Raw genomic sequence first — 14,398 nt, forward strand, 5'->3', positions numbered from 1 at the left:
ACCGCACGACGGCCCGCGTCCCCGGGAGGGGGCGCGGGCCGTCGTCGTCCCGGGCGCGCGCGGTCAGCCCGCGTCCGCCAGCAGGTCCGCCAGCGCCGCCTCGGCACCGCGGCGCAGGATCGACCCGGCGTGCCCGGCCACCTCGTCCGCGAGGCGCCCCAGCCGCGGGTCGTCGGCGGGCAGCATCCCGGCGGCGACCACCACCCCGCGGACCCACCCGGCCAGGTCGCCGTCGTCGCAGGCCCGCGCGAGCGCGAGGGGTCCCGGGTCGTCGGCGGGCTCGAACCCCGCGGGCCCGAGCCGCCCGGAGTCGAGCACCAGGAGCGCGGCGAGCGCGAACGCCGTCGCGGGCGCCTCCCGGCCGTCCTGCCACGCCTCCAGCAGCACGGGCAGGTTCCGCGCGCGGTACTTCGCGAGCGCGTTGAGCGCGATGTCGGCGAGCCGGTGGTGCAGGAACGGGTTGGTGAACCGCTCGCGGATCGTCGCGGCGAACCGGCGCAGCGCCTCGGGGTCCTCGGCGAGCGACGGCAGGACCTCGCGGTCCAGCAGCAGGTCGAGGTAGCGCGCGACGTCCGCCCGCGCCACCGTCTCCCGCACGCCGTCCTCCCCGAGCAGCAGCCCGAGCGGGCTCAGCGCCGTGTGCATCCCGTTGAGCACCCGCACCTTGCGGTCCCGGTACGGCCGGACGTCGGGCAGGAACTCGACGGGCTGGCCGGCACGGTCCAGCGGCAGCACCTCGCGCAGCGCCGGGTCGCCGCCGACGGCCCACACGCCGTAGAGCTCGCCCTTGACCACGAGCCGGTCGGCGTACCCGATCTGCCGGTGCACGTCGTCGATCTCGTCACGCGGGTAGCCGGGCACGATCCGGTCGACCAGGGTGTCGTGGAACGTGCAGGCCTGCTCGACCCAGGCGACGAACGCGTCGGGCAGGCCGTTCGCCGCCGCGTGCGCGAGCACGTACCGCCGCAGGGTGCTCGCGTTGTCCTCGATCAGCTCGCAGCACACCACGTGCAGGCCCGCGGCCGGGTCGCCGCCGAAGTGCCGGAACCGGTCCAGCAGGAGCGCGGTGACCTTGGCGGGGAAGGACGCGGGCGGGGTGGCTCCGAGGTCGTCGCCCTCGACCCAGGCGATGCCCGCCTCGGTCGTGTTCGACACCAGGACCCGCAGCGACGGCTCCAGGTAGGTCGCGCGGTAGGCGGCGAACTCCTCGTGGGCCCGCACGACGCGCTGGATCGCGGTGACCCGGGTGACCTGCCGGACGGGCTCGCCGGCGCGGACGCCCTCGAGCAGCACGTGGTAGATCCCGTCCTGCTCGCGGAGCAGGTCGAGCGCGCGGTCCGGGCCGGGCGTGGCGTGCACGACCGCGACGCCGTGCCGGGTGACGCCGGCGTCGTTGGCGCCCTGGACCATCTGGTCGACGAAGGCGCGCAGGAAGTTGCCGGCGCCGAACTGCAGCACGGTGAGCGGCAGCTCGTCCCGGGGCACGGTCGCCGCGTCGGGCACGGGGAGCCCGGCGGGGTCGGCGGGCCCGGCGGGGTCGGGGAGCGTGGCGGGGTCGGGGAGCCCGGCCGGGCCGGGCGGGGACGTCGTGGTCATGAGGCCTCGTAGGCGCGCAGGGGCAGGTGGTAGGCGAGGTCGGCCGCGGTGTCGACCGCCTCGTCGAGGTCGAGCCGGTGCTCGACGACGAGCCGGGCCAGGTACCCGGCGTCGACGCGGCGGGCGAGGTCGTGCCGGGCCGGGATCGACACGAACGCGCGGGTGTCGTCGACGAACCCCGAGGTGTTCGCGAACCCGGCGGTCTCGGTCACGGCCTCCCGGAACCGGCGCATGGCGTCGGGGGCGTCGAGGAACCACCACGGCGCCCCGAGCCGGACGGACGGGTAGACGCCGGCCAGCGGGGCGAGCTCGCGGGAGAACGCGGACTCGTCGGTCGTGAACAGGATGGTCCGGAACCCGGGGTGCCGGCCGAACGCCGCCAGCAGCGGGCGCAGGGCGCGGGTCCACTCCGTCGCGACCGGGATGTCGTACCCCTTGTCGGGGCCGAACGCCGCGGCCACCGCGGGGTCGTGGTCCCGGAGCACGCCCGGGTGCAGCTGCAGCACCAGGCCGTCCTCGGCGGCCATCGCCGCCATCTGGAACAGCATGTGGCCCGCGAACGCGTCGGCGTCCGCGGCCGTCACCTCCCCGCGCACCGCCGCCGCGAACACCCGCTCCGCCTCGGCGTCCGTCATCGGGGTGGTGCGCGTGCCGAGCAGCCCGTGGTCGGAGGCCCGGGCGCCGGCGGCCTTGAACCGCGCGCGCTGCACCCGCAGCGCCTCCCGGTACCCGGCGTACGACCCGACGTCCGTGCCGGCCGCCTCGCCCAGCCGCTCCAGGTCGGCGCGCCAGCCCGGGCGGTCGACGGCGAGCAGGGCGTCCGGCCGGAACGTCGGGACGACGCGGTCGCCGAGACCGTCGGCGGCGAGCCGGGCGTGCGCGTCCAGGGTCGACCACGCCGGGTCGGTGGTGCTGATCACCTCGATGCCGAACCGGTCGAGCAGCGCCCGCGGCCGGAACGCCGGGTCGTCGATCGCCGCCTGCACCTGGTCGTAGAGCGCGTCGGCGGTCGCGGCGCTCGGCCGCTCGGTGACACCGAAGACCTCGACCAGCTCGGTCTCCAGCCAGAACCGGGTCGGGGTGCCGCGGAACAGCGGCCACCCGGCGCAGAACCGCCGCCAGACCTCCCGCGGGTCGGTCTCGGCGACGACGCCCGCGTCCGCGGCCACCGGGGCGACGCCGAGATCCTCGATGCCGGCCCCCTGCGAGGCGAGCATCCGGACCAGGTAGTGGTCCGGGACCACCAGCAGCTGGGCCGGGTCGGGGAACGGCGCGTCGTCGGCGAACCACTCGACGGGCACGTGTCCGTGCATGGCGACCAGCGGCAGGTCGCGGGTGGCGCGGTAGATCTCCCGGGCGACCGGCCGGGTGACCGGGTCGGCGGGCAGCGCGCGGTCGGGGTGCAGGGTCCAGGCGCCCTCGGGACGGGCCGGGGCGGTCACCGGGCCGCCCCGAGGCCGTGCCGGCGGTCCATCTCGACGGCGGCGAGCAGGAAGGGCCCGACCCCCTTGTGGTCGTTCGTCACGACGGGCTCGCTCATGTAGTAGGCGTAGGAGCCGTCGCGGTACGGCTGTCCGCCGAGGCCCGCGACCTGGCACATCCGGTGCACGTTGACCCAGCCCCGCGCGTCGACGGACAGGAACTGCTCGGTGGCGTGCGCCCAGCCGGACTCCAGCGCCTGCTCCCAGCGGTCGCCCGCCAGGTACCCGAGGCGCAGCGCCTTGGCGATCGCGGCGAGGACCATGAACGAGCCCGAGGACTCCAGGTAGTTCAGCGGCCGGTCGCCCTGGTCGGGGATCTGGTACCAGAGGCCGGTGCGCGGGTCCCGGACCCGCAGCAGGGCGGTGAGCACGTCCTCGAGCTGGTCCCGGATGCGCGCGCGGCCGGGGTGCTCGGCGGGCAGGTGATCGAGCACGTCGGCCATCGCCATGACGAACCAGCCGAGCGCGCGCAGCCACACGTGCGGCGAGCGCCCGGTGCCCGGGTCGGCCCAGCCCATCCGGCGGGACTCGTCGCAGGCGTGCCGGCACAGCCCGGACGGGCCCTCCACGGTGAGGTCGTACGCGGTGGTGAACTGCAGCACCACGTCGTCCAGGAGGTCGGTCCGGTCGGCCAGAACGCAGTAGCGGGCGTAGAAGACCGAGCCCATGTAGAGGCCGTCGAGCCAGACCTGGTCGGGGTAGATCTGCTTGTGCCAGAACGTCCCGGCGCGCAGCCGCGGCTGGCGGAGCAGCTGCTGGAACAGCCGGTCCGCGGCGAGGCGGTACCGCCGCTCGCCGGTCTCCGCGAGCAGGCCCAGGACGGCCTTGCCGTTGTTCACGTGGTCGAGGTTGTACTCGGCGCGCGCGTACCCGAGGATCGAGCCGTCCTCCCGCACGAAGTGGTCGAGGTTCCGCCGGATGTACGCGGCGTACCGAGGGTCGCCGGTCAGGGCGTGCACGGCGCGGACGCCGTCGAGCACCAGCCCGTCCTCGTACTCCCAGCGGTCGCGGAGGTTCACCAGCGGCTCGCGGGCGAGCAGCGTGTCGGCGCCGAGCACCGCCCAGCGGGTGCGTGCGGTGCCGTAGCTGCGGCCGGTCGGCGCGTCCGGGGTCGTCTGCGTGGTCATCGCGTCCCCCGCTCAGGCCAGCGCGGCCGGCGGCACGGCGTCCATGTCGTCGAAGGCCTGGTTCTCCCCGGCCATCGCCCACACGAACGAGTACGCCGCGGTGCCGACGCCCGCGTGGATCGACCAGGACGGCGAGATCACGGCCTGCCCGTCGGCGACGACGAGGTGCCGCGTCTCCTCGGGCCGGCCGAGCAGGTGGATCACCCGGGCGTCCTCGGGGAGGTCGACGTACAGGTAGCACTCGGTGCGCCGGTCGTGGGTGTGCGCCGGCATGGTGTTCCACATCGAGCCCGGGTGCAGCGTCGTGACGCCCATCATCACCTGGCAGGTGCGCACGCCGTCCGGGTGCAGGTACTGGCGCAGGGTCCGGCGGTTCGACGTCTCCTGGTCGCCGAGCTCCCGGACGGTGCCCTCCTCCGGCAGCACGCGCGCCGCGGGGTACGCGGTGTGCGCGGGGGCCGAGACGAGGTAGAGCCGGGCGCCGGAGCCCTCGGCGGCGTCGGCGAACGTCACGTCCCGCACGCCGCGGCCCAGGTACAGGCAGGCCCGCGGCGGCAGCTCGTACGTCGTGCCGTCGGCCTCGACGACGGCCGGGCCGCCGACGTTGACGATCCCGACCTCGCGCCGCTCCAGGAAGAAGCCCGCGCGCAGGCCGTCGGGCGCCTCGAGCGGCAGCCGCCGCCCGGCCGGGACGGCGCCGCCGAGGACGACGCGGTCGTGGTGGGTGTGGACGAGGCGGACCTCGCCGGGGACGAACAGGTCGGGCACCAGGTACCGGGCGCGCAGCCCGGCGGTGTCGAGGCCGGCGATCTGGTCGGGTCCGGTGGCGTAGCGGTTCTCCACGAGGGGGCCTTCCTGGGATGGGTCGGGCGGGGTGCGGCGGCGCGGGGCGCGTGCGGGTCGGGCGGCGCGGGGCGCGTCAGCGGACGAGCCAGCCGCCGTCCACGGGGAGGACCGCGCCGTTGACGTAGTCGGAGGCGGCCGAGGCGAGGAACACGAACGCGCCCTGCAGGTCCGCGGGCGTGCCCCAGCGCTCGGCGGGGATGCGGTCGAGGATCGAGCGCTCGCGGACCTCGTCGGCGCGGAGGGCGGCGGTGTTGTCGGTGGCCATGTAGCCGGGCGCGATCGCGTTGGCGTTGACGCCGTGCCGGGCGAGCTCGTTGGCGAGGGCCTTCGTCACGCCCGCGACCGCGTGCTTGGACGCGGTGTAGCCCGGGACCAGGACGCCGCCCTGGAAGGCGAGCATCGAGGCGATGTTGATGATCTTGCCCTTCCCCTGGTCGACGAACCGGCGGGCCGCCGACCGGGAGAGGTGGAACACGGCGTCCAGGTTGATGGCCAGCACGTCGTCCCAGTCGGCGGCGGCGTGCTCCAGCAGCGGCGCGCGGCGGATGATGCCGGCGTTGTTCACGAGCACGTCGACGCGGCCGAGCCCGTCCACGACGGCCTGCACGTCGGCGTCGAGGTCCTCGGGCGCGGCGTGCACGAGGTCGCGCTCCAGCACCAGGCAGCGCCGGCCGAGCGCGCGCACGGTCTCGGCGGTCTCGGTGCCCGCGACGTGGTCGAGCAGGGCGACGTCGGCACCGGCCTCGGCGAGCGCGAGCGCGGCGCCGCGACCGAGGCCGCGGGCGGCGCCGGTGACGAGGGCGACGGTCCCGTCCAGGCGGAAGGAGTCGAGGATCACTGCGGGCCTCCAGGGGTGGGGCGGGGCGCCGACGACGCGCCGGCGACGAAGGTGGTGGTGAGGGACCCGAGGCCGGTGACGGCGATGGTCACGGCGTCGCCGTGCCGCAGCGGCACGTGCGCGGCGGCCGCCTCGGGGAGCTTGGCGGGGGTGCCGGTGGCGATGACGTCGCCCGGCTCGAGGGTGAGCACCTGGCTGAGGTGGTGGATCAGGAACGCGGGGGAGAACACCAGGGCGTCGGTGCTCGACCGCACCGTGACGACGCCGTCGCGCTCGACCGTGAGCTCGCGCCCCGTGATCGGCAGGGCCTCATCGGCGGTGACGACGGCGGGGCCGAGCTGGCCGAAGCCGTCGACGCACTTGCCGAGGGTCCACTGCGAGGTGCGGGACTGCCAGTCGCGGGCGGAGACGTCGTCGAACAGCGTGAGCCCGCCGACGTGCGCCTCGGCCTCGGCGAGCGGGACGCGGTGCGCGCGGCGCCCGACGACGACGGCGATCTCGCCCTCGTAGTCGGCGTGCCGCACGGCGGGCGGGAGCACCACCGGGTCGTCGGGGCCGCACAGGGTGTTGGCGGTCTTGACGAACACGTTCGGGTGCTCGGGGACGTCGTCGGGCGCGCGGTCCCGGCCGAGGTGCCCGGCGTAGCTGTGCCCGAGGCACAGGATCGTGCCGGGGCGCACCGGCGGCGCGAGCCGGACGGAGGCCGCGTCCGGCAGGCAGGCCGGGTCCGCCGCGTCGACCGCGGCCTGCGCGGCGGCGTGCAGCGCGGGGTCGCGGAGCACGTCGACCACGGCGCGGCCGGGCAGCGCGGGGGAGAGGTCGAGGAGCCGGTCGCCGCCGGGTCCGGGGACGAGCGCGCCGGGGCGGACGGCGTCGCCGGCGTGGTGGCTCACGAGGCGCACGGGGGTCTCCCTGGGGTCGGGGTGGGGGTGCGGGGACGGGGCCGGGGCTCGCGCGGCGGGCGAGCCCCGACCCGGGTGTCAGGAGATCGCCGCGCCGACCTCGTCCAGCCAGCGCTCCGCGGCCTCGCGCGGGGTGATGCGCCCGAACAGCACGTCGGAGTTCACCCGCTGGGTGATCTGCGTGGTCTCGCCGGCGCCGACCGGCGGGACCGGGGTCCCGTCGACGATCGTCGGCTCGATCTCGGCGACGAAGTCCGCGCCGACGCGGTCGGCGTCCGACAGCAGCGGCAGGACCGCCTCGCGCACCTCGGTGTTGGACGGCAGGCCCCGGTCCATGAGGATCAGCTCGCCCGCGGTCGTCGAGTTGATGAGGAAGTCGACGAGCAGCGCGGCCTCCTCCGGGTGCGGGCTGGACTCGGCGACGGAGTAGTACATCGTCGGGTACAGGTAGGCGCCCGTCCGGACCCCGTCCGCCTCGCCCGGCGGCCGCAGCAGCTGCAGGTCGCGGCCGGCGGCGCTCTGGATCGCGTCGAGCTGGTTGGACCAGAACCACGCCATCGCGCCCTGGCCGGTCGCGGGCAGCGAGCCCTCGACGCCGGCGGCGTTGATCTCGGTGGACACCGACGCGGACGGCTCGCCGCCCGACTCCATCAGGTCGACCGAGCGCTGGAACCACGCCTCGACGGTGTCGACCGAGACGCCGAGCTCGCCCTCCTCGGTGAACACCTCCTCGCCGTTCTGCCGCGCCATGATCTTCAGCACGACCTCGAGGAAGCTGTAGTTCTGCACGCCGAACAGCTCGCCCCCGGACCCCGCGGAGATCGCGTTCGCGACCGCCTCGTAGTCGTCCCAGGTCCAGGTGGTGTCGTCCGGCAGGTCGACGCCCGCCTCGGCGAAGATCGCCGGGTCCGTGACCAGCGCGTGGCTGCTGACCCCGGTCGCGATCCCGACGAACGTGCCGTCGACCTCGCCGGACTCGATCACCGACGGGTCGATGGCGTCCGTCGCGATGTCCAGCTCGCGGAGGTCCGCGAGCAGCCCGCGGCTGGCGTACTCGGCCAGGAAGCGCTCCTGCTGCGTGATGACGTCCGGCAGGCTGCCGCCGGCCGCCGCCACGTTCAGCCGCTCGAAGTAGCTGTCCCAGCTCGTGAAGTCGGGCTGGACCGTGATGTGCGGGTACTCGGCCTCGAAGGCTGCGATCACCTCCTCGGTGATCTGCTGCCGCGTGTCCGAGCCCCACCAGGCGAAGGTGATCGTCACCTGGTCCGGGTCGTCGGACCCGCTCGTGCCGCCCCCGGTGCCCGGGCTGTCCGAGCTCCCGCACGCGGCCAGCGTCACGGCCATCGCCGTGGCGGCGACGGCCGCGCCCAGCCGACGCGCGCGCGCCGTCCCTCGTCCTACCTGCATCAGCGTCCCTCTCGTCGTCGAGTCGTGCTCTGCGGTGCGGCTGATCACTTCATCCCCGTCGTCGCGATGCCCTGGACCAGGTACCGCTGACCGAAGAGGAAGACCAGGAAGATGGGGACGAGCGTCACGATCGACATCGCGAACATCGGTCCCCAGTTGCTGCCCGTCGCCGGGTCGAGGAACAGGCGCAGCGCCAGCGGCGCGGTCCGCATCTCGTCCCGCGTCAGGAAGATGAGCTGGCTGAAGAAGTCGTTCCACGTCCAGATGAAGGTGAAGATCGCCGTGGTCGCGAGGGCCGGGACGGCGTTCGGCAGCATCACCGAGAAGAAGATGCGCGGGTGGCCGCAGCCGTCGATCCGCGCGGCCTCCTCGAGCTCGTTCGGGATGCCGCGGAAGAACTGCACCATCAGGAAGATGAAGAACGCGTCGGTGGCCAGCAGCTTCGGGACGATCAACGGCCAGAACGTGTTGATCCAGTCCATCTGCTGGAACATGATGTAGCGCGGCACGATGATCACGTGGATCGGCAGCATGATGCTGATGAGCATCATCGCGAACCACATGTTCCGGCCCCGGAACCGCAGCCGGGCGAAGGCGTAGCCCGCCATCGAGCAGGTCACCAGGTTGCCGAGCAGGCAGCCGGCGACGATGACCGCGGAGTTCAGCATGTACCGGCCGAACGGCTGGGACAGGGCCTCCCACCCGCTCGCGTAGTTGGAGAAGTCCCACTCGGTCGGCAGCACCGACAGGTCGCGGAAGATGAGCTCGGTCGGCTTGAACGAGCTGCCGAGCAGCCAGATCAGCGGGTAGATCATGATCACCGCGGCGATGATCATGGCGGCGTGCCGGGTGCCGGTGCGCAGGACCGAGCGCCAGCGCTCGCGGCCCGGGCGGACAGGGCTGTCGTCGGCGAGGCGGCGGATGCGGGTGGGCAGGTCGGGGGAGGTGGTGGTGGTCATGGCGCTGGACTCCTCTCAGTCCTCGTAGAAGACCCAGAACTTCGAGGCCCAGAAGTTGATGGCGGTCAGCACGAGCACGATGAGGACCAGGACCCAGGCCATGGCGGCCGCGTAGCCCATGCGCAGGTTGGTGAACCCCTCCTGGTACAGGTAGAGGGTGTAGAAGAGCGTCGAGTCCGACGGCCCGCCCGTCCCGTTCGACACCACGAACGCCTGGGTGAACGACTGGAACGCGATGATCACCTGCATCACGAGGTTGAAGAAGATGATCGGGCTGAGCAGCGGGAGCGTCACCGAGCGGAACTGCCGCCAGCGCGAGGCGCCGTCGAGCGAGGCGGCCTCGTAGTACATCTCCGGGATCTGCCGCAGGCCGGCGAGGAAGATGATCATCGGGGAGCCGAACGTCCACACGTGCAGCAGGACCAGGGTCCACAGCGCGGTGTCCGGGTGCGAGACCCAGCCCATGCCCTGGATGCCGAACAGGCCGAGGAAGGCGTTGAACAGCCCGTCCTCGCCGAACACCTGGCGCCACAGGATCGCGATGGCCACCGAGCTGCCGAGCAGCGACGGCAGGTAGAACACCGACCGGTAGAACGTCATCCCGCGCAGGCCGCGGTTGAGCAGCACGGCCAGGCCGAGCGCCACGACCAGCTGCAGGGGGACGCCCGTCACGACGTACAGGAACGTCACCCGGAGCGACTCGTGCAGCCGGGTGTCCGTCAGCATCGCCGTGAAGTTGTCGAGCCCGATGAACGTGGGCGACGTCAGCAGGTCGTAGTCGGTGGTCGCCAGGACCAGCGACGCGACCAGCGGGATCAGGGTGATCCCGAACAGCCCCAGGAACCAGGGGGCCAGGAACGCCAGCGCCGCACGCTGATCGGACTTGCGGAGGTTCGAGACGGCCGCGATCTTCGCGCCGCCCCGCTTGCTGCGCATGGTGCGGAGCTCGTTGAGTGCTGTCATGGACACACTTCCTCGTGGTCTGGCTGCAACGGTTCTGAGGAACCGGTTCCGGACGCTACCCGAACGGGTGAACCCCGTGTCCAGCCCGGGACGCCGGATCGGGCGACAGATCTCGTGACAGGGCGAGATCCAGGGGCAGAACTGGGACCGAGGTCCCGGTTCCGAGGCGGTGCTGCGCGGCGCTGCCGCGCCTGGGTAGGGTGACGAGTGAGAAACCCGTTTCTGACGAAAAGGCCCGTGCGATGACGCCCCCTCCCGCCCCGCTCGACCAGAACCCGACGGCGCCCCGCCCGTCTGCCTCCTCGTCCCCGCACGCGGACGAGCAGGTGGCGACCCGGTTCGCGCCGGTCCCCGCCGGCCGGCGGCGTCGGCGGTACGCGGTGCTGGGCACCGGCCACCGCGCGGGCATGTACGTGGGGGCGATCACCGGCGCGCACCGCGACGTCGCCGAGCTCGTGGCGTGGTGCGACCCGAACCCCGGCCGCGTCGACTTCTACGACGCCGAGGTCGGCACGGCGCTCGGGCTCGACGGACCCGCGGGCCTGCCCCGGTACCTCCCGGCGGACCTCGAGCGGATGGTCGCGGAGCAGGCGGTCGACGTGGTGGTGGTGACGACGCCCGACCACCTGCACGCCGAGCACGTCACGCGGGTGCAGGCCGCGGGCGCGGACGTGGTGCTGGAGAAGCCGATGGCGACCACCGCGGACGGGTGCCGGGCGATCGCGGAGTCCGTGGCCGCGACGGGCCGGGACCTCGTCATGACCTTCAACTACCGGTACGCCCCGCGGAACTCCGCGCTGCGCGAGGTCATCGCGTCCGGGGCGATCGGGCGGCCGACCAGCGTGCACTTCGAGTGGCTGCTGGACACCGTGCACGGCGCGGACTACTTCCGCCGGTGGCACCGGGACCGCGAGCGCTCCGGGAGCCTGCTGGTGCACAAGTCGTCGCACCACTTCGACCTCGTGGGCTGGTGGCTCGACGACGAGCCCGAGCGGGTGTTCGCCTCGGGCGGCCTGCGGTTCTACGGGCACGACAACGCGCAGGCGCGCGGGCTGGGGCCGCGGCCCGAGCGCGGCACCGGCACCACCGGCGACCCGTGGGCGCTCGACCTGCGCGCGGACCGCCGCCTGAAGGGCCTCTACCTCGACGCCGAGCACCACGACGGCTACCTGCGCGACCGGGACGTGTTCACCGAGGGGATCTCGATCGAGGACGACCTGTCGCTGGTGGTCGACTACCGCTCCGGCGTCTCGATGACGTACGCGCTGAACGCGCACTGCCCCTGGGAGGGGTACTCGGTCGCCGTCAACGGCACCGAGGGGCGGGCGGAGCTGACCGTGGTCGAGCGCGGCGCGGTGTCGGTCGACGCCGAGGGCCGCGTGGTGCTCGACCCGTCGGCCAACCCGGACGCCGTGCCGGTCGCGCCGTCGCGCCCCGAGGGCGAGCACCTGGTGGTGCAGCGGCACTGGGAGGGCGCGCGCGAGGTGCCGATCCCGCGGGGCGAGGGCGGGCACGGCGGCGGCGACGCGCTGCTGCTCGCGGACGTCTTCCGCCGCGACCTCCGGCTCGAGGACGACCCGCTCGGCCGCGCGGCGGGGTACCGCGACGGGCTGCGGTCGGTCTCCGTCGGGATCGCGGCCGGCGAGTCCCTGCGGACCGGCCACGCTGTTAGCATCGGCGCACTCGACCTGGGCAGCGCGCGCTGAGCCGCGGCGCGCCGTCCGGCGGAAGGGAGCGGACCGATGCGCACGGGCGCGACGATCAGCGATGTCGCGTCGGCCGCGGGGGTCTCCCGGGCCACCGTCTCGCGCGTGATGAACGGCAGCACCGTCGACGCCGAGCTGACCCGCCGGGTGCGCGCCGCCGCCGCCGAGCTGCACTACCGGCCGTCGGTCACCGCGCGCTCGCTGTCGCTCGGCCGGACGCTCGCCGTCGGGATCGTCGTGCCGGACCTCGCGAACCCGATGTTCCAGGCGGTGCTGCGCGCGGTCGCCGACGGGGCGCACCGGCACGGGTACAGCGTCGTGGTCGCCGAGACGGCGGGGCCCGACCGCGACGAGGCCGACATCGTGCGCAGCACGCGCGCCCGGTGCGACGCGCTCGTCATCGTCGCCCCGCGGATGTCGCAGGAGGTCCTGGCCGAGGTGCTGGACGAGGTCGACCCCGTGGTGCTGGTCAACCGCACCGTCCCGGGGTCGGCGACGCCGAGCGTCAACGTCGACTACTCGCCGGCGATGTACGGCGTCGTCGAGCACCTGGTCGGCCTCGGCCACCGGGCGATCGCCTACCTGTCCGGCCCGGAGTCCAGCCCGTCGAACACGGCCCGGCTGGACGGCCTCGGCCGGGCCCGGCTGGCGTTCGGCGACGTGCGGTTCTTCACGCTCGCGTGCGGGGCGACGGTCGCCGAGGGCTACGCACTGGCGCACGCGGCGCTCGCCACCCAGGCGACGGCCGTCGTGGCGTACAACGACCAGGTGGCGTTCGGGCTGCTCGGGCACCTGCACGAGCTCGGCGTCGACGTGCCCGGGACGCTGTCGGTCGTCGGGTTCGACGACATCGAGCTGGCCCGGTACGCCACGCCGTCGCTCACGACGGTGCACGTCCCGTACGACGAGATCGGGGCCCGCGCGTGGGCGCGGCTGCACGCGCGGATCGCGGGCGAGGCGGAGCCGGCGCCGGATGCCGGCGTCGACGTGCGCGGGGCCGCGGAGGTGCTGCCGGCGGCGCTGCTGACGCGGGCCTCGTCGGCGACCGCCCCCGCGGCGGGCTGACGCCGGAGCGGGGAGCCGCGCGCGGGCGCGGCGCTGCCTGACGCGCCCTGCTGCACGTCGGCCCGGCCTGTCGCGCGCCCGCGCTGGCTGGGCGTGTCGCCGCGCCGACGTGACCCTCGCGGCGGTGCCCCGCGCGGCCTGGGTATGTCCCATCCCTGCCTGGATGTGCCCTCTCCCGCGCGCCGGGCGCGCCCCCGCTCGGACGCGGCCCCGCGCGACCGCGCCTACGGCTTCCGGCCCCGCCCACGGCGATCGGCGAGGGCGAGGCGGGAAGGCGTAGGTCGCAGGAGCGAGCGCGTCCGCCGATCTCCCCGGCGCCCCGGTACGGCGGATCGGGGCTGTCGAGGAACCGGTTTCTCGGGTAGGTTGGTGGCGATCCCGACAGCGAGGTGAGGTCATGTCGTCCCCGTCTTCCCCGCGGCCCGCGGCGCCGTCCGGCGGCCGGGCGCCCGAGGTCGTCGCGCTCGGCGAGGTGATGCTCCGGCTCGACCCGGGAGAGCAGCGCATCCGCTCGGCGCGCGGGTTCGCGGCGCACGAAGGTGGCGGGGAGTACAACGTCGCCCGCGCCCTGCGCACCGCGTTCGGGCTGCCCGCGGTGGTGGTGACGGCCCTCGTCGACGACGAGGTCGGTCGGCTGGTCGAGGACCTGGTGCTCGCCTCCGGCGTGGACACCCGCTGGGTCCGCTGGCTGCCGGCCGGGGGACCGGTTCCCGCCCGGAACGGGCTGAACTTCACCGAGCGCGGGCACGGCGCCCGCGGCGCGGTGGGCGTCTCCGACCGCGCGCGGACGGCCGCCTCCCGGCTGGCCCCCGGCGACGTGCCCTGGCCCGCCGTGCTCGACGGAGCGCGGTGGTTCCACACCGGGGGCGTGTTCGCCGGGCTGTCCCCGACGACCACCGCCACCGCGCTGCACGCCGCGCGGGAGGCCCGGCGGCTCGGTGTCCCGGTGTCGGTCGACACCAACTTCCGACCCTCGCTCTGGCGGGGGCGCGGCGGCCGGGCGGAGGCGTGCGCGACGGCGCGGGCGCTCGCCGCCGCGTGCGACGTGCTGATCGGCACGGCGTGGGACCTGTTCCCCGACGTGGACGACCCGCCCGCCGAGGACCCTGTGGCCGCGCGCGCGGCGTTCGAGCGCGGCGTGGCGCGGATCCGCGCCGTCGCGCCCGGCGTGCGGGTCGTGGCGACGACCTGCCGGGCGGTGCGCTCCGCGTCCCGCAACGGCTGGGGAGCGCTCGGGTGGTCCGCCGAGCACGGGGTGCACGCGTCCGTCGGGCACGGCGACCTGGAGATCCTGGACCGCGTGGGCGGCGGCGACGCGTTCGCCGCCGGCCTGGTCGCGGGGCTGCTGGGCGGCGCGCCGCTCCCGGAGGCGCTCGACCTCGGGGTGGCGTCGGGCGCGCTCGCGATGACGACGCCCGGCGACGCGGCGCGGGGGCGGCTCGCCGACGTGCACGCCGCGGCGGCGCTGCGCCCCGCGGCGATCGCGTGGTGACCCGCCGCGCGGGCGG

At 74.7% G+C, this 14,398-nt stretch carries 12 protein-coding genes; 3 read left to right on the forward strand and 9 right to left on the reverse strand.

What is annotated here, in order from left to right; all coding sequences use genetic code 11:
* Nucleotides 1-63 precede the first annotated feature (63 nt).
* The 9 genes from KVT14_RS14680 to KVT14_RS14720 form a co-directional block, all read right to left on the reverse strand.
* A complete protein-coding gene (locus KVT14_RS14680) occupies nt 64-1,596 on the reverse strand; it encodes a tagaturonate reductase (protein WP_217616341.1) in 1,533 nt (510 codons plus the stop codon).
* A complete protein-coding gene (uxaC, locus tag KVT14_RS14685; RefSeq protein ID WP_217616342.1) occupies nt 1,593-3,038 on the reverse strand; it encodes a glucuronate isomerase in 1,446 nt (481 codons plus the stop codon). Before uxaC ends, KVT14_RS14680 begins: the two co-directional genes overlap by 4 nt.
* Nucleotides 3,035-4,204 carry a glycoside hydrolase family 105 protein gene (locus KVT14_RS14690; RefSeq protein ID WP_217616343.1) on the reverse strand — a complete coding sequence of 390 codons (1,170 nt, stop codon included), beginning with the start codon at nt 4,202-4,204 and terminating at the stop codon, nt 3,035-3,037. The genes uxaC and KVT14_RS14690 overlap by 4 nt, the downstream gene beginning before the upstream one ends.
* 12 nt (nt 4,205-4,216) lie before the next feature.
* Complete coding sequence (kduI, locus tag KVT14_RS14695) at nt 4,217-5,047, reverse strand: 5-dehydro-4-deoxy-D-glucuronate isomerase (RefSeq protein ID WP_217616344.1); 831 nt, start codon at nt 5,045-5,047, stop codon at nt 4,217-4,219.
* Nucleotides 5,048-5,123: 76 nt separating this feature from the next.
* Nucleotides 5,124-5,888: a 2-dehydro-3-deoxy-D-gluconate 5-dehydrogenase KduD gene (gene kduD / locus KVT14_RS14700; protein ID WP_217616345.1), complete on the reverse strand. Its 765-nt coding sequence runs from the start codon at nt 5,886-5,888 to the stop codon at nt 5,124-5,126.
* Nucleotides 5,885-6,790: a fumarylacetoacetate hydrolase family protein gene (locus KVT14_RS14705; RefSeq protein WP_217616346.1), complete on the reverse strand. Its 906-nt coding sequence runs from the start codon at nt 6,788-6,790 to the stop codon at nt 5,885-5,887. The genes kduD and KVT14_RS14705 overlap by 4 nt, the downstream gene beginning before the upstream one ends.
* A 78-nt stretch (nt 6,791-6,868) precedes the next feature.
* On the reverse strand, nt 6,869-8,197 hold the full coding sequence (locus KVT14_RS14710; RefSeq protein ID WP_217616347.1) for an ABC transporter substrate-binding protein: 1,329 nt from the start codon (nt 8,195-8,197) through the stop codon (nt 6,869-6,871).
* Between the two features lie 44 nt (nt 8,198-8,241).
* Nucleotides 8,242-9,156: a carbohydrate ABC transporter permease gene (locus KVT14_RS14715; RefSeq protein ID WP_217616348.1), complete on the reverse strand. Its 915-nt coding sequence runs from the start codon at nt 9,154-9,156 to the stop codon at nt 8,242-8,244.
* 15 nt (nt 9,157-9,171) lie between these two features.
* The gene (locus KVT14_RS14720; RefSeq protein ID WP_217616349.1) at nt 9,172-10,119 is read right to left on the reverse strand and encodes a carbohydrate ABC transporter permease; all 948 of its coding nucleotides are present in this window, start codon (nt 10,117-10,119) and stop codon (nt 9,172-9,174) included.
* 242 nt (nt 10,120-10,361) lie between these two features.
* On the opposite strand from KVT14_RS14720, the gene KVT14_RS14725 reads away from it, so the two are divergent.
* From KVT14_RS14725 to KVT14_RS14735, 3 genes are all read left to right on the forward strand, one after another.
* Complete coding sequence (locus KVT14_RS14725; RefSeq protein WP_217616350.1) at nt 10,362-11,825, forward strand: Gfo/Idh/MocA family protein; 1,464 nt, start codon at nt 10,362-10,364, stop codon at nt 11,823-11,825.
* 36 nt (nt 11,826-11,861) lie between these two features.
* Nucleotides 11,862-12,890, forward strand: coding sequence for a LacI family DNA-binding transcriptional regulator (locus KVT14_RS14730; protein ID WP_217616351.1), 1,029 nt, complete (start codon nt 11,862-11,864; stop codon nt 12,888-12,890).
* 397 nt (nt 12,891-13,287) lie between these two features.
* Complete coding sequence (locus KVT14_RS14735; protein ID WP_217616352.1) at nt 13,288-14,382, forward strand: sugar kinase; 1,095 nt, start codon at nt 13,288-13,290, stop codon at nt 14,380-14,382.
* Nucleotides 14,383-14,398 lie beyond the last annotated feature (16 nt).

It is taken from the genome of Cellulomonas sp. GbtcB1, assembly GCF_019091725.1.
Lineage (GTDB): Bacteria > Actinomycetota > Actinomycetes > Actinomycetales > Cellulomonadaceae > Cellulomonas.